This is a genomic window from Brevibacterium sp. (assembly GCF_052105255.1).
In the GTDB taxonomy this organism is placed as follows: Bacteria; Actinomycetota; Actinomycetes; order Actinomycetales; family Brevibacteriaceae; genus Brevibacterium; species Brevibacterium linens_B.
On the sequence record NZ_JBQDYQ010000039.1, the window covers coordinates 1 to 17,327 of the forward strand.

Here is a 17,327-nt window from a genome sequence, read left to right on the forward strand (position 1 = left end):
CGAGCTTCTCAGTCGTCCTCGTCGTCATCGTCGAGGACGAACTCGTCATCGTCCTTGGCATCCTCGACGTCATCGAAGAGCTCGAACGGGGTGACTTCGTCGAACGCAGTGTAGATCGCGTCTTCGTAGATTTCGAAGGCATCGGCCAAAGCCATATAAGCGGCTTCGACTCGGGGGTCTTGGTCACCGTTGCGGTGTGCGGATGCAGCGTAGTGCTCTCTCACTGCTTCGAGGAATGCGTCCAGGGCCTCACGAGGATCAGTGCTCATGACTCAAATGTATCCCAGGCCGGACCGACATGTAAGTCTTTGGACTAGGCTGAAGACATGGCAGCTCTGTACGACCACCCCACACCCGATCGTTTCGTCGTCGGCACAATCGGACTTCCCGGCGAGAGGACGTTCCTCCTCCAAGCGAAGTCCGGCACCGCGCTCACGACGGTGGTCGTCGAGAAGGAACAGGTCGAGATCCTCTCCGACCGGATCACCGAACTGCTCGACATGGTGATGATCAAGGACCCGGCCGCTCGGGTGCCGCAGACGGCGCTCGACGATCTCATCGACAACGCCGGGCTCAACGTTCCCATCGAACCGGAGTTCCGTGTCGGCACGATGAGCCTGGGCTGGGACACCGTCAAACACGAACTCGTCGTCGAGTGTTTCGAACTCACCGAGGCCGACGCCCAGGCCGGAACCTCTGCCGACCCCGATGACGACGAGGTCGAACGAGAGGTCCTGCGCATCGTCCTCGACGCCGCGGCCGCCCGCGAGTTCGCCCGGCGCGGCGAACAGGTCGTCAGTGCCGGACGCGGAGACTGTCCGTTCTGCTCGCTTCCGCTCGAACCCGACGGCCACCTGTGCCCCCGTGCCAACGGGATCCCACGCGCCTGATCGGTGATGGACCACGGGTTTGTCCTCGACGCACTGGCTGCGGGTGAGTGGACGGAGATGGGCGCGATCCCACGCGCCAGCAATGACACCCGACTGCTCGTGCTCGAACACGCGGGCCGGGCGATCAAGGCCGTCTACAAACCCATCTCCGGCGAACGGCCCCTGATCGACTTCCCGGAGCAGACCCTGGCCCTGCGCGAGGTCGCCGCCTACCGACTGTCGTCCGCGCTCGACCTGGGAGTGGTCCCGCCGACGGTGCTGCGCGACGATCTGCCGGCCGGTCGCGGATCCCTGCAGGCCTACGTCGAAGCCTCCGACGATGACGACGCGGTGACTCTGTCAACGGTCAGCGCGATCCCCGTCGACCACACCCCGATCTTCGCCCTGCGCACCGAAGACGGCCGCGACCTGGTGCTCTCCCACTCCGTCGACGGTGCCCTGCGCACCATCGCCTTCTTCGACCTGCTGGCCAACAACGCCGACCGCAAAGCCGGCCATGTCATCACCGGCAGCACTCTGCCGAGCACCGCCGCTGCCGACATCGGCGTCTTCGGCATCGACAACGGACTGACCTTCCACCAGGAGGAGAAGCTGCGCACCGTGCTGTGGGGTTTCTCTCGCACCTCGTTCTGTGCCGAAGAGATCGATGCTCTGCAGGAAGTCGCCGCCATGGACGAAACCCTGCGGCCGCAGCTGAGCGACTGCCTGTCGACCGACGAGATCCAGGCGCTCAAACACCGGGCGAACAGGCTTCTCGCCGCCGAGTTCTTCCCCGAAGCACCCGATGATCGCACCGTCATTCCCTGGCCGCCGATCTGAAACCGGCATCACGTCAACCCGGAAGTGCCGAACGCCTGCCTCTCGGTTAGGCTGGGTGCCGTGAAGTCATGGCCCGAACCTCAACTGCCCCGACTGACCAGCACCGGCAAGGTGCCTACGGTGTTCGATACGAGCACCCGCAGCCCGCGCCGACTGCGCGGATCCGAGCAGACCGCTCGTCTCTACGTCTGCGGCATCACTCCCTATGATGCGACGCACCTCGGGCACGCCGCCACCTATGTGGCCTTCGATCTGCTCAACCGGATCTGGCGTGATGCGGGCCTCGAGGTCGACTACGCCCAGAACACCACTGATGTCGACGACCCGCTGCTGGAGCGCGCCGACGCCACGGGAGTCGACTGGCGCGAACTCGCTGCCTCCCAGATCGAGCTCTTCCGTGAAGACATGGAAGCCCTGCGGGTGCTCCCGCCGGCCAGCTTCATCGGCGTAGTCGAATCCGTCGACGAGATCGCCGCCGGAGTCCGCGACCTCGTGGACAGGGGAGCCGCGTACACCCTCGACAACGGTGACGTCTACTACCGGGTGTCGACGCAGATCACCCCGCCGTTCGGCACCGTCAGCCATGATGACGCCGAGACCATGGCCGCACTGTCGGCCGAACGCGGCGGAGACCCCGAGACCCCGGGCAAAGAGGACCCCATCGACCCGCTGCTGTGGCGGGCCGAACGCGAAGGCGAACCGTCCTGGGACGGCGGAGGACTGGGCCGGGGACGTCCGGGTTGGCATATCGAATGCACAGTCATCGCCGATCGGTACCTGGGCTTCCCCGTCGATGTGCAGGGAGGCGGCAGCGACCTCATCTTCCCGCACCACGAGATGAGCGCCGCCCACGCCTCGGCCTGGCGGGACGCGCCGATGGCGAAGACTTATATGCACACCGGGATGGTCGGCCTCGACGGCGATAAGATGAGCAAGTCCAAAGGCAACCTCGTCCTCGTCTCGAAGCTGCGTGAACGCGGAGTCGACCCCATGGCCATCCGCACCGTGATCCTGGCCAACCACTACCGCAGCGACTGGAGCTTCACCGAAGAGCAGCTGTCCATCGCCGAGGCACGCCTCCAGTCATGGAGGCACGCGGCCAAATGCGAATCCGAATGTCGCCAAGGTCTGCGCGAGCACATCATCGGTCTGCTGCGGGAAGCACTCACCGATGACCTCGACAGCCCGCGGGCTCTGGGGATCCTCGACGAATGGGCTGAACACTATGCGGACTCCGAACCCTCGGAGACCGCGGGCATCACCGGCGATCGAGTCGCCGACGCCGTCGACGCCCTCCTGGGCATCCGTCTGCTGGACTGACATCGTTCGGCGTCGACCGCCTGACCACCGAATGACCGTGGTTCACTTATCGCGGCCGCGTTTGCGCAGATAGCGTTCGAACTCGGCCGCGATGGCGTCGCCGGTGGCCTCCGGCAGGTCCGCCGAATCGTTCTGCTTCTCCAGCGCCTTGACGAGCTCTGCCAGCCGCGGGTTGAACGAGACGAGTTCGTCGGCGCCGAGTTCCCAGGCCCGGCTCTCCTCTTCGAGCACATGGATGTCGATCTCGATGCCGACATAGCGCTCGACCGCCTTCGCCAGAGCGAGCTCGGCCTTCGGCGACGGAGACTCTGCGAGATAGTCCGGCACGCCCACCCACAGGTTGATCGCCCTGATTCCGTGCCAGCGGCAGGCCACTCCGAGCAGCCCGAGAATGCCGATGGGTCCCTCATACCCGTTGGCGTCGATGCCGAGACCGGACGCGAGTTCAGCGTCCTCTGTGTTGGCCACCACGGGCAGGGGCCGCGTATGCGGGACCTCGGCATGGAGCCCACCGAGGAGGACGACGGTATCGTCAGCACCGACGTGAGCGAGGATGAGGGTGAGGAACTCCCGCCATTTCAGGCCCGGTTCGTGCCCCTGGATGACCGTGATCGGCAACTCGCCGAGGCGGCCCCGGTGCACCGCGACACCCGGCCAGGCGATCGACGCCGTGCCGGCCTCGTCGCGGATGATCTCGGGTTCGGAGAAGCGGAATTCGTAGAACCCATCGGTGTCGAGGATCTCGGAGTCGTCCAGCTGCCAGACCTCGATGAGATCCTTGGCCAGCGAACTCGCTGCTTCGGAAGCATCGGCATCCTGACCTTCGAAGGCGATGAAGACGAGTGCCCCGGACCCGGATGGAAGAATACTCATGGTTCCAGACTACGCTGGGCCTATGACGAACCACGCATCAGCCGACCCTTCTGCCGTCCTCTGGGACATGGACGGAACCCTCGTCGACACCGAGCCGTATTGGATCCGAGCCGAGACCGAACTCATGAACGCCCACGGGCTGTCATGGTCGGAAGAGCAGGGGCTCGAATTCGTCGGCAACGAGCTGATCGTCTCCGCCCGAATGATGCGCGAGGCCGGTCTCGACCTGCCCGCCGAGGAGATCGTCGAGACCCTGATGGGCAACGTCATCGGACAGATCCGAGCATCCGTGCCCTTCCGTCCCGGTGCACTGGAGCTGCTGGCCGAGCTCAAGGCCGAGGGCATCCCGAACGTCATGGTCACGATGTCCTACAGACCACTGGCCGAGGCGGTCATCTCCAGCTGTCCGCCGAACAGCTTCGCCGGTCTCGTCTCCGGCGATGAGGTCTCCGCCGGCAAACCGGACCCCGAGCCGTATCTGCGCGGAGCCGCCCTGCTCGACCTCGACCCGGCCGACTGCGTGGCCCTGGAAGATTCGAAGCCGGGTCTGGCCAGCGCCGAGGCGGCGGGAACCATTGCCATCGGGATCCCGCATTTCGTCGACCTCGAACCCCGTCCGGGCCGAATCCTGTGGGACAGCCTCGAAGGCCGCGGAGTCGCCGACCTGCGACGTCTGTGTGCTCAGCAGAGCGCCTGAACCCTAAGCCCCGACGATCTTCGTGATCTCCGGAGTCGGGGGAGCGGTATTGCCCCAGGCCGGGCACAGCGGCTTGAACGTGCACCAATTGCACAGCGGCGACTTCTTCGGCCGCCACCGATCCGACTCGGCCGAGGCGATGATGTCCTTCCAGATGGCATCGATCTCGAACTGCGTCTGTTCGACCTCAGCCATCGTCGGGTGGGATTTCAGCACACTGCGCGACCCCAGGTACATCAGCTGCAGAGTGTGGACGAGTTCGCCGGAGAGGCGGTAGACGACGAGAGCGTAGAAGCCCATCTGGAACTTCGCCTCCCGCCCGTACTGAGGTTTCGGCTGCTTGCCCGTCTTGTAGTCGACGAGCCGCCGCTCGCCACCCGGGGCGACGTCGACCCGGTCGATGAAACCGCGCAGTTCGAGACCGTTGTCGAGTTTCGTCCGCACGAACTTCTCCGTCTCCTCCGGTTCGAGATGCTCCGGATACTCGAGAACGAAGTAGGAATCGATGAGCCGACGCGCCGATGTGAAGAACGCCTCCTTCTCGGCGTCGTCCCCGAAGATCTCGAGCACCTCCGGATCCTTCTCGACGAGCTCCTCCCACGCCGGCATGAGCATCGTCTGCGCGAGTTCGGACGTGCGTTCGCCTGCCGGTGCGGCGAACAGCTTCTCGAGCACCGAATGAACCACCGTGCCGCGGAACGCGGCCTGAGAGGGCGGCTCCGGCAGCTTGTCGATGCTGCGGAAACGGAACTTCAGAGGGCATTGGATGAAATCGTTGGCCCGCGAGGGCGAGAGACTGGTGAGCTCGGCCATAACTCCACTGTAACGACCTCCACGGAAACGACGTGGCGACCAGCGGTCGGAGCGTCGTCGCTGTTAGGCTGAGTAACCGACCCTCAGTGGTCCGCTGACCACGACATCGATTGGAGGAACCCCTTCAATGGCCGCGAAAAACCACCACCCCGGTGCGTCATCGGGTCTGCGCTTGGGCACCGTCCTCGGCGCTCCGGTGATTCTGGCGTGGTCGTGGTTCCTCGCCGCCATCGTCATCACCATCCTCTTCACTCCGTGGCTCAACCAGGTCCGGCCGGATCTGGGCATCGGGGCCTGGTTCGTCGCCTTCGCCTACGCCGTGCTCCTCTTCGCCTCCGTGTTCCTCCACGAACTCGCCCACGGAGTCGCCGGCCAGTTCTACGGGCAGAAGGTCGCCGCGATCGAGCTGAACATCTGGGGCGGATTCACCCGCTTCGAACCGCAGATGGACAACCCGCGCGACAAAGCGGCGATGACGAGTTTCGTCATCTCCATCGTCGGCCCCATCGTCAACATCGTGCTCGCCCTGCTGGGATGGTGGTGCCTCAGCGCCGCCAGCCCCACCTCGGTGCCGTGGCTGCTGCTCATCGCCGTCACCTTCGCCAACGTCGCCCTCGGCGCCATCAACCTGCTGCCTGGCATTCCTCTCGACGGCGGCTGGGCGCTGCAGGCGATCATGTGGCGCATCACCGGGTCGCAGTTTCTGGGCACGATCGTGGCCAGCTGGGTCGGCCGGATCATCGCCGTCGGCTTCATCGGCTGGTCGGTCATCACCCCGCTGCTGGCCGGAGAACGACCCGATCCGCTGACCGTGGCCTGGATGTCGCTCATTGCGATCATGCTGTGGTTCTCCGCCGGAGATGCCGCCACCCACGCCAAACGAGCCCGGAAGATGGAGACCTACGACCTCTCCCAGGTCATACAGCCCGCGATCGCCGCCACCTGGGACGCCGACCTGGCCGACACCCTCGACTATGCGAACACGCTGGGAAACGCGAAGGAACGCACCCTCATCGTCGTCCTCGATCAGAAGGGTCTGCCGTACGGTCTCGTCGACCGACACGCCGCAGCTGGTCGGCTCGCCGGATCCCTCGAAGCGGTTCCCGCCGGCGAGGTCGCCCGCCCCTTGGCCGGGTGGATCGGAGTGCCGAAGGACATCACGGCCCCGCACCTGCTCGAATCGCTGACCCACCGCCCCAAGGCGCAGTTCAGCCTGGTCATGGACGGCAACACCCTGGTCGGAGTCATCGACCTGCAGGAATTCTTCGACGAACTCCTTGCAGCCTGAGGCGGTTGTGTGAGGCAATCCTCACCAGCGTAGAGTGGACACATCATGACTCAGCCACTCCATTCCCGGCCCCCGCGCCTTCTGGGCGCCGGAGAGAAGGTCCAACTCACCGACCCCAAAGGGCGGATGCACACCTTCGTGCTCTCCCCGGGTGAGAACTTCCACACGAACAAGGGCCTCATCAGCCACGACGACATCATCGGGCGCACAGAGGGAATCATCGTCGCGAACACCGGGGGAATCGACTTCCAGGTCTTCCGCCCACGCTACGAAGACTTCGTGCTCTCCATGCCCCGTGGCGCCGCAGTCGTCTACCCGAAGGATTCGGGACTCATCGTCACCCTCGGCGATATCTTCCCCGGCTCAGTCGTCGTCGAAGCCGGCGTCGGATCCGGAGCCCTGTCGATGGCGCTGCTGCGAGCCGTGGGCGCGACGGGATCCGTGCACTCGTTCGAACTGCGTGAGGAGTTCGCCACGATCGCGACAGGGAACATCGCCGACTTCTTCGACGGCGAACCGGACAACTGGTCCGTCACCGTGGGCGACCTTGCGGATACTCTGCCGCAGACCTTCGGGCCCGGCAGCGTCGACCGTGTCGTCCTCGACATGCTCACTCCTTGGAACACACTCGAGGCCGTCAGCGAAGCCCTGACACCCGGGGGAATCGTCATCTCCTACGTCGCCACCGTCCCGCAGCTCTCACGCTTCGTCGAAGCCCTGCGCACTTCCGGCAAGTTCGCCGAACCCGAATCCATGGAGGCCATGGTCCGCGGCTGGCACGTCGACGGACTCGCAGTCCGCCCCGACCACCGGATGATCGCCCACACCGGGTTCCTCATCATGGCCCGCCGGATGGCCGACGGCATCAGCCCGCTGGAGAAGAAGAAGCGTCCCCAGGGAGCCACCGCGGCCGCCGAGGATGTGGCGGCGTGGACGGAACCGGAAGTCACCGAGGCGGCGATCGGCACCCGCACCGCACACGGGAAGAAGCTGCGCCGGGTGATGCGCGAGGCCGGCAGACGCCTGCGCACCGACCCCGCAGACTCCGCAGAGGCGCAGCCCACAGATGTCACAGACAGCCCGACCAGCAGCACAGGGCCGAAGGAGGATCGATGACAGAGACCACGACCGAAGTGAAGAAGCTGCGCGAGGACACCGCGTCCCTGCGCCAGCAGCTCTACACAGCGGGCAAACGCAATGAGGCACTGTCGAAGACTCTGCGCACGGCCCGTGATGAGCTCGGCAGGATCAAGGAGGAGGCCAGGCGCCTGACCGAGCCGCCGAACAACTGGGGCACACTCATCGCCGTCGGCGAGAACGCGGTGACTGCCGATGTCATCGTCGGCGGTCGCCGGATGCGTGTGGCCGTCGCCCCCGAGGTCGAGCCCGAGAATCTGCGGGCCGGAGCCGACGTGCTCCTGTCCGAAGGCCTCGTCATCATCGGCACCGGCGAGTTCCCACCCGTGGGATCGGTCGTCAACGTCCGTGAGTTCGTCGACTCCCAGCGCATCCTCGTCGGAGCCCCCGGCGATGACGAGCAGGTCTTCACCCTCGCCGCCGACCTCGTCGACGCAGGACTGCGCGTCGGCGATGCCGTCGTCGTCGACACCCGCACCCACTACGCACTGCAGGTCGTCGAGAAGCCCGAAGTCTCCTCGCTGCTGCTCGAAGAGGTCCCCGACATCACCTACCAGGACATCGGCGGTCTGGCCGACCAGATCGAACAGATCAAAGATGCCGTCGAACTGCCTTTCGAGCATCCCGAGCTCTACACCGAGCACGGACTCAAGCCGCCCAAGGGCATCCTGCTCTACGGCCCTCCCGGCTGCGGAAAGACGCTCATCGCGAAGGCCGTGGCGAACTCCCTGGCCGATCGCACCGGGACGGTCCGCACGAGCAAGACCTACTTCCTCAACATTAAAGGTCCGGAGCTGCTCGACAAGTACGTCGGCGAGACCGAACGCCAGCTGCGCCTGATCTTCGCCCGCGCACGCGAGAAGGCCTCAGCCGGGTTCCCCGTCGTGGTGTTCTTCGATGAGATGGAATCACTGTTCCGCACCCGCGGCACCGGCAAGTCCTCGGACGTGGAGACGACGATCGTGCCGCAGCTGCTCACCGAGATCGACGGCGTCGAACAGCTCGACAACGTCATCGTCATCGGCGCCTCGAACCGCGAGGACCTCATCGACCCAGCGATCCTGCGCCCCGGCCGACTCGATGTGAAGATCCGCATCGAACGCCCCGACGCCGAGGCGGCCCGTGACATCTTCGAGAAGTATCTGACCGCCGAGCTGCCGCTGCACTCGAGCGTGCTCACCGGTCACGACACGCCCGCCGAGGCGGTCTCGGCGCTCATCGACAGTTGTGTCGATCGGATGTTCGCAGAGACTCCGGAGAACGAATTCGTCGAGGTCAGCTACGCCGACGGATCGAAGGAAGTCCTCCACTTCTCCGCCTTCGCCTCCGGGGCGATGATCCACAACATCGTCGACCGCGCGAAGAAGGCGGCGATCAAATCGCTGCTCGACACCGGCGAACGCGGACTGCGCCCCGGTCACTTCGAGGATGCGATCGCCGAAGAGTTCAGCGAACACGAAGACCTGCCGAACACGACGAACCCCGACGAATGGGCACGGATCTCCGGGCGCAAGGGCGAACGGGTCACTCATCTGCGGATGATGCACCTCGACACGACCAGAGGAACCCCGACCGTGCCGTATGAGACCGACATCGCCGAGGTGCGGCCGAATTCCGATCTCGTCTGAAACGGGTGGAGCAGCGCTCAGCGGCTGCGCTTGCGGCGGCCGGAACCACCGGAGACGGCCGTGGCGATGAGACGCCAGCCGACCAGAGTGATGAGGTTGAGCGAGGTCGCGACGATCATGAAGCTCACCGGCACCGAACCCGGATCGCCGCCGGCTCCCGTGATTCCGCGCAGGACGAGTCCGACGAGGACGGTGATCGCCCAGACCCCGGTGCCCGTAGCCAGCGGAGCGATCGGCCGATCCCAGACCGCCGTGAGCAGCCAGGCGATGACGAGGGCGGCCACGAACGGCCACGCTGTGGTCATCAGCCCCTGCGGATCGAAATTGTGAGAATGTGTGTAGTGACCGACGATCGTGAACAGAACCACGAGGATGAGGTCGACGATCAGTGCGATGGGGAGATGAGATTTCTTCGTTGCCACGTCCCCGAGTCTAGACCGTGGAGGAGAATCAGATGCTCAGAGTCAGACGCGTCATGGGAGCCGAGACGGAGTTCGGCCTCAGCCAGCCGGGCAGCCCCCGGGCGAACCCGATGCGGGACTCGGCTCGTGTCGTCGACGCCTATGCCGGTCCGCGCGGACTGAAGTCGTCCCAGAACTTCTGGGACTTCGCCACCGAGTCTCCGCTGGCCGACGCTCGCGGCTTCTTCATGAACATCGCCGATGCCGACGTCTCGCAGCTGACGCATCTGCCGCAGGACGATGTCGAAGCTCAGTACCTGGCGAACGTCGTCACGGAGAACGGCGCCCGCTATTACGTCGACCACGCTCATCCCGAATACTCCTCCCCGGAAGTGCTCACCCCTCGCGATATCGTCACCTTCGACCGGGCCGGCGACCTCGTCGCCCTCGAGTCGGTGCGGACCTTGGAGAAGAGCGCGGAACCGGTCAATCTGTACAAGAACAACACCGATTCCAAGGGAGCCTCCTACGGCACCCATGAGAACTACCTCGTCGACCGGTCCACGGACTTCGACGACCTCGTGGCCGGCCTCGTTCCCTTCTTCGTCACCCGGCAGATCCTGTGCGGATCGGGACGGGTCGGCATCGGACGCGAAGGCGAGGGCAAGGGCTTTCAGATCTCATCCCGTGCGGACTTCTTCGAAGCCGAGGTGGGACTCGAGACGACTCTGCGGCGTCCGATCGTCAACACTCGTGACGAACCGCACGCCGATCCGGCCAAGTACCGTCGGCTGCACGTCATCATCGGCGACGCCACCTTGGCGGAGCCCGCCACGTTCGTCCGCTTCGGTTCGACCTCCCTCGTCCTCGGCCTCATCGAGGCGGGGCTGGCACCGCGGATCGAACTCGCCGATGCCCTGCAGTCGCTGTGGGATGTCAGCCACGACCTCAGCCTGACCGCCCCGCTGCCGCTGACCGACGGGACGACGGCAACGGCGCTCGAGATCCAAGAGGCCTTCTATTCAGCCTGCCTCGAACACGCGGATCCCGATGATGCCGAGACGAGTCAAGTGCTCGCCGAATGGCGCCGGTTCCTCGGCGGTCTCTCGACCGACCCGAGGACTCTCGCAGACTCCATCGACTGGGTCGCCAAATGGGTCCTGCTCGAGGGCTACCGCTCCCGTGAGGGAATCGACTGGGACCATCCGAAGCTGGCCCTCATCGACGTCCAGTACCACGATGTGCGCCCGGAGAAAGGGCTCTTCCACAAGCTCGAACGTGCCGGGCGCATCCGGCGGATGACCACCGACGCCGAGGTCGAAGCCGCCGTGACCAACGCTCCCGACGGGACCCGCGCGTTCCTGCGCTCCGTGGCGGTCAGCCGCCTCGGGGAGGATCTGGTGGCCGCGAGCTGGGATTCGCTCGTGGTCAACGCGGAATCCTTCGGGGTGGTGCGTCTGCCCATGCACGAACCTCTCAAAGGCACCCGAGAGCTGCTCGCCGATCGGGTGGAGGGAATCGCGACCGCCGAGGGCCTGCTGAAGGCACTCGGAGTCGATAGACTGAGTTCGAAGAACGACTGAAGGAGCGTGAGATGAGCTCGCAGGAACAGGTCCAGAGAGACAAATCGTCCGGTGGGGGAGATGCTCCCGTCGATCCGCCGGAGGCCGTGCAGGGACAGATCAACACTCAGAACGTCGATTCCATCCTCGACGAGATCGACGGTGTGCTCGAGTCGAACGCGGAGGAGTTCGTCAAGAACTTCGTGCAGAAGGGCGGCCAATGAGATGGCAGGATTCCCTCCTGCATTCTTGAGTTCGACGAGCAACTCCTTCGTCGAACTCGCCCGCTCCCTGGCGCCCGAAGCGCTGCCGCACCCCGGAGCCCGGGATCTGGCCGAACAGTCCCCGGATGGCACAACCATCATCTGCTTCCGCACGGCCAGCGGAATCCTCATGGCCGGTGACCGGAGAGCGACCATCGGCAACCTCATCGCCTCGCATTCGATGGAGAAGGTCAAAGCAGCCGACGACTATTCCGTCATCGGCATCGCCGGCACCGCCGGGGTCGCACTCGACCTCATCCGGCTCTTCCAACTCGAGCTCGAACACTACGAGAAGATCGAAGGCGCCCGTCTCTCGCTCAACGGCAAAGCCAACCGCTTGGCTGCGATGCTGCGCGGGAACCTCGGCCTGGCGATGCAGGGACTCACAGTCGTCCCGATGTTCGCCGGAGTCGACGACTCCACACCACAGGGCCAGATCTTCAGCTTCGACGTCACCGGCGGAAAGTACGAAGAGCACCGATTCCATTCCATCGGCTCCGGTTCCGGTTTCGCCCGCGGGGCGCTGAAGAAGCTGTGGCGGGCCGACCTCGACACACACTCGGCGATCTCCGTGGCCGTCGAAGCTCTCTTCGACGCCTCCGACGACGACTCGGCGACGGGCGGACCGGATTTCGTCCGGCAGATCGCCCCGACGATCGTCACCGTCGACCTCGAGAACGGGGTCACCGAGGTCGATTCGGCCACCGTCTTGGACACCGCCACCGAGGTCGTCGCCCGTCGCACGGCCAGCGCCCGGTGATGAGTGCGGCACAGTCACCGCGAAAGGATCGTCGATGAGTCAGGTACCGTTCTACGTCTCGCCCGAGCAGCTGATGAAGGACCGGGCGGACTTCGCCCGCAAGGGCATCGCCCGCGGTCGGTCCGTCGTCGTCATGCGCTTCGACGCAGGCATCCTGCTGCTGGCGGAGAACCCGTCACCGACGCTGCACAAGATCGCTGAGATCTACGACCGGATCGGCTTCGCCGCCGTCGGCAAATACAACGAATTCGAGACCCTGCGGCAGGCCGGCGTCCGCTACGCCGACCTGCGTGGATACTCCTACGACCGCACCGACGTCACCGCTCGCGGGCTGACGAATGCGTACGCGCAGACCCTGGCCGGAGTCTTCACCACCGAGTCGAAGCCCTTCGAGGTCGAACTCGTCGTCGCCGAACTCGGACTCGCACCGGAGACCGACCAGCTCTACCGGCTCAGCTACGACGGATCCGTCATCGACGAGACCGAACATGTGGCCATCGGCGGCCAAGCCGATGCGATCACGGCATCCCTGGCCGGGGTGCGCAGCTCGCAGATGACACTGAGCGAGGTGTTCAACCACGGTGTGACCGCGTTGGGTGCCGCGAGCCAGGCGATCTTGGCCACCGACGCACTCGAGGCCGCCGTCCTCGACCGCACGACGTCGAAGCAGCGCACGTTCCGCCGCCTCGACGAGGCGGCGATGAGCGCACTGCGGGAGGACTGAATGGCACGCATCTACGGGCTCGAAACCGAATACGGACTCGCCCACACCGCCGACCCCGAGGGTCGGCGCATCGGCCCCGAGGAGATCGCCCGCTATCTCTTCCGCCCTGTCGTCGAATGGGGCAGGTCGTCGAACGTGTTCCTGCCCAACGGGTCGCGCCTTTACCTCGACGTCGGCTCCCACCCGGAGTACGCGACGGCCGAATGCGATGACTTGGGCGACCTGCTCGCTCAGGATCGGGCCGGCGAAGGTCTGATGATCGACCTGCTGGACAAGGCGCAGGCCGCCCTCGACGCCGACGGCATCGGCGGACGTGTGCACATGGTCAAGAACAACACGGATGCGGCTGGCAACTCCTACGGGTCGCACGAGAACTTCCTCATCCGCCGCACCCTGGACTTCAACCGGCTGACCACGGTGCTGCTGCCCTTCCTCGTCACCCGGCAGCTGCTCGTCGGGGCCGGAGCCGTGATTCCACGCCGTTCGGCTTTCACCCCCGACGACGAAGCCGACCGGTCGGAGATGATGTTCGGCCTCTCCGGCCGATCCGATGTCATGTGGGAGGGACTGTCGTCGGCGACGACACGGTCGCGTCCGATCATCAACGCCCGCGACGAACCGCATGCCGATGCGGAGAAGTACCGGCGGCTGCACGTCATCGTCGGTGATTCCTCGATGTCGACGGCCACCTCGGCGCTCAAGATCGGATCCGCGGTGCTCATGCTCGACCTCATCGAACAGGGGGCGCGGATCCCGGAGAACGGGCTGCGCCACCCGGTGCGCGATATCCGCCTCGTCGCCCGCGATCTCACGGGACGGGTCGTGCTCGAACGCACGGACGGAACCACGACGACGCCGCTGGGACTGCTCGCCGACTACCGGGACCGGGCACAGCGGATCGTCGAATCCGGGCAGCACAGCCTCGGCGACGACGAACTCGCCCGATACATCATCGACCTCTGGACGCGGATGCTCACCGCCGTCGAATCGCAGGACTTCTCGACCGTGGACACGGAGATCGACTGGGTGATGAAACGCACCCTCATCGAACGGTCCATGCAGCGCGGAATCACCGATATCGCTGATGCGCGCATCCACCGCCTCGACATCGCCTTCCATGACATCACACCCGCAACGGGACTGTTTCCCAAGCTCGAAGCCGCCGGGATGGCGAAGAGCCTCGTCCCCGCCGAGGCGGTCGAACGGGCGAAGGACACACCGCCTGCGAGCACACGGGCGGCGATCCGCGGCGAATTCGTCCGCGCAGCCCATGCCGCCCGACGCGACTACACCGTCGACTGGGTGCACCTGCGTCTCAACGACGAATCCGGTCGAGCAGTCGCACTCAAGGACCCTTTCGCCACGACGCACCCGCAGGCGGAAACACTCATCGCGGGCCTGTAAGATCGCCCTGTGATCCGGTCTGGCCCCTATCCGGGCACGGCCTCGGCGTGACGAAAGGAAACCAGTGCGCACCAAAGTGCTCAGCGCCATCGCGGCGGGCCTGTTGCTGCTCTCGGCCTGCGGGCAGGGTGATGAGTCCGAGGACTCGACCACACCTCCGCCGTCGGTGGCCGCTCAGGACGCGAAGTCGACCAGCCTCGACGACATCACCGTCGACGGCAAGATCGGGAAGAAGCCCGAGGTCAGCTTCGAGGCACCGCTGGTCATGGACAAGACCGAGAAGAAGGTGCTCAAAGAGGGCACCGGCGACAAGGTCGCTGACGGTGAGCAGGTCACGGCACAGATGACGCTGGTCTCCGGAACGACGGGCAAGACCGTCGAATCCAGCTACGATTCGGACTCCGCCGCCGGTTTCCCCATGGACAAGTCCCAGATATCCGAAGACCTCTACAAGGCGCTCATCGACGTCAAGGTCGGTTCCCGCGTGATGATGTCGCTCAACGGCAGCGCCCAGCAGGGGGAGGCGTCACAGACGCTCGTCTACGTCATCGATATCGAGGACACGAAGAAGCCGCTGACTCGTGCCGAGGGGAATAAAGCCGATCAGTCGGACAACCCGGTGACTGTGAAGTGGGCCGACGACGGTGCCCCGTCGATCTCGAAGCCGAAGGGCAAGAAGCCGACCGAGCTCGAGTCGTACACGACGATCGAAGGCGACGGCGACGAGGTCAAGAAGGGCCAGAGCGTCGCCGTGAAGTACTCCGGCTGGCTTTGGGACGACACATCGAAGACCTTCGACTCGAACTGGAAGAAGGACGGACAGCCCTTCGTCGTCGCCCCGGTCGGCGAGGCTCAGGTCATCGACGGCTGGAACGAGGGACTCGTCGGTCAGAAAGTCGGCGACCAGGTCGTCCTCGTCGTCCCGCCGGACAAGGGCTACGGCGAACAGGGCAGCGAACCGTCCATCCCAGGGAATGCGACCCTGATCTTCGTCGTCGACATCCTCTCGGCCCAGGGCTGAGAACCGATCCGATATCTCAATAGAACCCACACCAGGAGGAACACATGAGCAAGCAGAAGCCCGAAGTCGATTTCCCCGGCGGAGACGCCCCGACCGAGCTCATCATCACCGATGACGTCATCGGCACCGGCGCCGAGGCGGGACCCGGCGACACCGTGAGCGTGCACTACGTCGGAGTCGCCCATTCCACGGGGGAGGAATTCGACGCCTCGTACAACCGCGGCACTCCGCTGGAGTTCCGTCTCGGATCCGGAATGGTCATCTCCGGCTGGGACCAGGGCATCCAGGGTATGAAGGTCGGCGGACGCCGTACCCTGCAGATCCCGCCGCACCTGGCGTACGGCGATCAGGGCGCTGGCGGAGTCATCCAGCCCGGAGAGTCGCTGATCTTCGTCTGCGACCTCGAAAACGTGCGCTGAGGATCAGCCAGACGATCAGCACGCGCTGATCCTGCGCAAGACGACCGTGGCCGGGTTCTTCGGAACCCGGCCACATCTGTGTCTTCCCCGACGCGGAGAGGGATTCTGCGGAGATCAGGCGCTGCCCTGTGTTCGTCGCGGTCAGCGGCGGCCGAGCCCGGCGGCGCAGCGTCCCGCGGCGGCTGCTGCGAGGAACGACGCAGCATCGGCGGGCAGCTTCCTGCCCATCGTCGACACACGAACAGGTGAGGCACACAGCACATCCCACAGCCCCGTCAGATCGATGTCGACGAGATCATGCATCTTGAGTCGATCCAGCTGTTCGGCCACGGTCTCGGCGACGACACCGGGATCCGGGTCCATCTCAGCTCGTTCCGCCTCGGTGAGGGTGGAGAAATCGGGCACAGGTACGGTCATCCCCGGTTGTGCGATCTCACTCAGGGGCGTCAGCGAATGATGGGAGATGCCGAAATGGCGGCCCCGGGCATCGGCGTTCGACATCCGCAGCAGACCGATCGGATGCCCGCCGAGCAGAGCCGCGGCATTGAGGTGCTCTCCGGTGACCAGTCCCGAATAGCCGTACTTCGTGCCGGTGCCCAGGTTTCCTGGCCCCTGAGCGACGATGGTGATATCGGCACCCATCACGTGCTTGGCCGCGAGCAGTCCCGTGTGGATGGTCACCGCTTCGAGATCTCCGCCCCAAGCCTGGCCTGTGCTGATCACGCCCTTAAGCCAGCCGGCGTCCCGGAGCCCGGCGACGGCCTGAGAGAACGGGGCCGGCAGAGCTGCACCATCGCTGAGCACATATGCCACCGACAGTGACGGGTCGACGACGCGGATACCGGCGATCGCTGCGGGCAGAGCCGAATGCAGATCGGCCACGACCACCGGCATGCCGTCGAGGCTGTCCGCCTCGGCGAGGGCGGCGTGATGCTGCGATTCCTGATCGTCGACGCCGAGGACCATCGTCTGCAACGGTGAATAGCGGTCTTTGACGAGATGGCCCGGACCGTCCGGAGGATCGGTCGGCAGCGCTTCGGGCAGGGCGACGATGAGCCCGAACCCTCCGGTGCCCAGCCTCTTCGCCAGAGCCGAGACATTGACGATGACGGTGTCCTGGTTCTGCGGCTGCCCGACGGCATCGGTGTAGGCGATCGCCCGGATGGATCTCACATCGGTGCCGGGCACAGCCTCGTCCAGGTCGACGTCGAGCTCTGTGTATCCTGGCCGGGTGGAGCGAATCGCTGCGACGATTCCTTTGCGCCAATGAATCATGGTCCCAAGACTATCGCCCGGCTTAGGTTACGG

General features: G+C 65.3%; 19 protein-coding genes. 14 read left to right on the forward strand and 5 right to left on the reverse strand.

What is annotated here, in order from left to right:
- Positions 1–8: 8 nt before the first annotated feature.
- Positions 9–269, reverse strand: a complete 261-nt coding sequence (locus tag ACTIIH_RS11180) for a hypothetical protein (protein ID WP_152346427.1) — start codon at positions 267–269, stop codon at positions 9–11.
- A gap of 57 nt (positions 270–326) precedes the next feature.
- On the opposite strand from ACTIIH_RS11180, the gene ACTIIH_RS11185 reads away from it, so the two are divergent.
- Genes ACTIIH_RS11185 through mshC form a run of 3 tightly spaced genes read left to right on the forward strand, consistent with a single transcriptional unit; the run spans position 327 to position 3,029 of the window.
- Positions 327–890 (forward strand): DUF3090 family protein, encoded by a 564-nt coding sequence (locus tag ACTIIH_RS11185; protein WP_441089914.1) that lies wholly within the window; start codon positions 327–329, stop codon positions 888–890.
- 6 nt (positions 891–896) lie between these two features.
- Positions 897–1,709, forward strand: a complete 813-nt coding sequence (locus ACTIIH_RS11190) for an SCO1664 family protein (RefSeq protein ID WP_441451790.1) — start codon at positions 897–899, stop codon at positions 1,707–1,709.
- Positions 1,710–1,769: 60 nt separating this feature from the next.
- Positions 1,770–3,029 carry a cysteine--1-D-myo-inosityl 2-amino-2-deoxy-alpha-D-glucopyranoside ligase gene (gene mshC / locus ACTIIH_RS11195; RefSeq protein ID WP_441089912.1) on the forward strand — a complete coding sequence of 420 codons (1,260 nt, stop codon included), beginning with the start codon at positions 1,770–1,772 and terminating at the stop codon, positions 3,027–3,029.
- A 42-nt stretch (positions 3,030–3,071) separates the two neighbouring features.
- Here mshC and ACTIIH_RS11200 read toward each other — a convergent pair whose 3' ends face one another.
- A complete protein-coding gene (locus tag ACTIIH_RS11200) occupies positions 3,072–3,902 on the reverse strand; it encodes a proteasome assembly chaperone family protein (RefSeq protein WP_441089911.1) in 831 nt (276 codons plus the stop codon).
- A 22-nt stretch (positions 3,903–3,924) separates the two neighbouring features.
- Here ACTIIH_RS11200 and ACTIIH_RS11205 point away from each other — a divergent pair, with 22 nt between their 5' ends.
- The gene (locus tag ACTIIH_RS11205) at positions 3,925–4,599 is read left to right on the forward strand and encodes an HAD family hydrolase (RefSeq protein WP_441451792.1); all 675 of its coding nucleotides are present in this window, start codon (positions 3,925–3,927) and stop codon (positions 4,597–4,599) included.
- A gap of 3 nt (positions 4,600–4,602) precedes the next feature.
- On the opposite strand, the gene ACTIIH_RS11210 is transcribed toward ACTIIH_RS11205, so the two are convergent.
- Entirely contained in the window at positions 4,603–5,412 is an 810-nt protein-coding gene (locus ACTIIH_RS11210; protein WP_441451794.1) for a RecB family exonuclease, read from the reverse strand.
- Positions 5,413–5,539: 127 nt separating this feature from the next.
- Between ACTIIH_RS11210 and ACTIIH_RS11215 the strand changes: the two genes are divergently transcribed.
- From ACTIIH_RS11215 to arc, 3 genes are read left to right on the forward strand one after another with little or no spacing between them, the layout of a single operon-like run.
- The gene (locus ACTIIH_RS11215) at positions 5,540–6,700 is read left to right on the forward strand and encodes a site-2 protease family protein (protein WP_441451796.1); all 1,161 of its coding nucleotides are present in this window, start codon (positions 5,540–5,542) and stop codon (positions 6,698–6,700) included.
- A 45-nt stretch (positions 6,701–6,745) separates the two neighbouring features.
- Positions 6,746–7,816: a tRNA (adenine-N1)-methyltransferase gene (locus ACTIIH_RS11220; protein ID WP_441451797.1), complete on the forward strand. Its 1,071-nt coding sequence runs from the start codon at positions 6,746–6,748 to the stop codon at positions 7,814–7,816.
- A complete protein-coding gene (arc, locus tag ACTIIH_RS11225) occupies positions 7,813–9,465 on the forward strand; it encodes a proteasome ATPase (protein WP_441451799.1) in 1,653 nt (550 codons plus the stop codon). The genes ACTIIH_RS11220 and arc overlap by 4 nt, the downstream gene beginning before the upstream one ends.
- A gap of 17 nt (positions 9,466–9,482) precedes the next feature.
- Here arc and ACTIIH_RS11230 read toward each other — a convergent pair whose 3' ends face one another.
- Positions 9,483–9,887, reverse strand: coding sequence for a DUF3054 domain-containing protein (locus ACTIIH_RS11230; protein WP_441089904.1), 405 nt, complete (start codon positions 9,885–9,887; stop codon positions 9,483–9,485).
- 32 nt (positions 9,888–9,919) lie between these two features.
- Between ACTIIH_RS11230 and dop the strand changes: the two genes are divergently transcribed.
- The 7 genes from dop to ACTIIH_RS11265 all read left to right on the forward strand — a co-directional run bounded on the left by dop (position 9,920) and on the right by ACTIIH_RS11265 (position 16,019).
- Entirely contained in the window at positions 9,920–11,449 is a 1,530-nt protein-coding gene (dop, locus tag ACTIIH_RS11235) for a depupylase/deamidase Dop (protein ID WP_441451801.1), read from the forward strand.
- A gap of 11 nt (positions 11,450–11,460) precedes the next feature.
- Positions 11,461–11,652: a ubiquitin-like protein Pup gene (locus ACTIIH_RS11240; protein WP_025778371.1), complete on the forward strand. Its 192-nt coding sequence runs from the start codon at positions 11,461–11,463 to the stop codon at positions 11,650–11,652.
- 1 nt (position 11,653) lies between these two features.
- Entirely contained in the window at positions 11,654–12,451 is a 798-nt protein-coding gene (gene prcB, locus ACTIIH_RS11245; RefSeq protein ID WP_441089902.1) for a proteasome subunit beta, read from the forward strand.
- A 34-nt stretch (positions 12,452–12,485) separates the two neighbouring features.
- Entirely contained in the window at positions 12,486–13,175 is a 690-nt protein-coding gene (gene prcA, locus ACTIIH_RS11250) for a proteasome subunit alpha (protein WP_441451804.1), read from the forward strand.
- Positions 13,176–14,579 (forward strand): Pup--protein ligase, encoded by a 1,404-nt coding sequence (gene pafA / locus ACTIIH_RS11255; protein WP_441451806.1) that lies wholly within the window; start codon positions 13,176–13,178, stop codon positions 14,577–14,579.
- A 64-nt stretch (positions 14,580–14,643) separates the two neighbouring features.
- A complete protein-coding gene (locus ACTIIH_RS11260; protein ID WP_441451807.1) occupies positions 14,644–15,600 on the forward strand; it encodes an FKBP-type peptidyl-prolyl cis-trans isomerase in 957 nt (318 codons plus the stop codon).
- A gap of 44 nt (positions 15,601–15,644) precedes the next feature.
- Positions 15,645–16,019: an FKBP-type peptidyl-prolyl cis-trans isomerase gene (locus ACTIIH_RS11265; RefSeq protein ID WP_025778366.1), complete on the forward strand. Its 375-nt coding sequence runs from the start codon at positions 15,645–15,647 to the stop codon at positions 16,017–16,019.
- A 141-nt stretch (positions 16,020–16,160) separates the two neighbouring features.
- On the opposite strand, the gene ACTIIH_RS11270 is transcribed toward ACTIIH_RS11265, so the two are convergent.
- Positions 16,161–17,294, reverse strand: coding sequence for a DUF3866 family protein (locus ACTIIH_RS11270; protein WP_441089898.1), 1,134 nt, complete (start codon positions 17,292–17,294; stop codon positions 16,161–16,163).
- Positions 17,295–17,327: the final 33 nt, after the last annotated feature.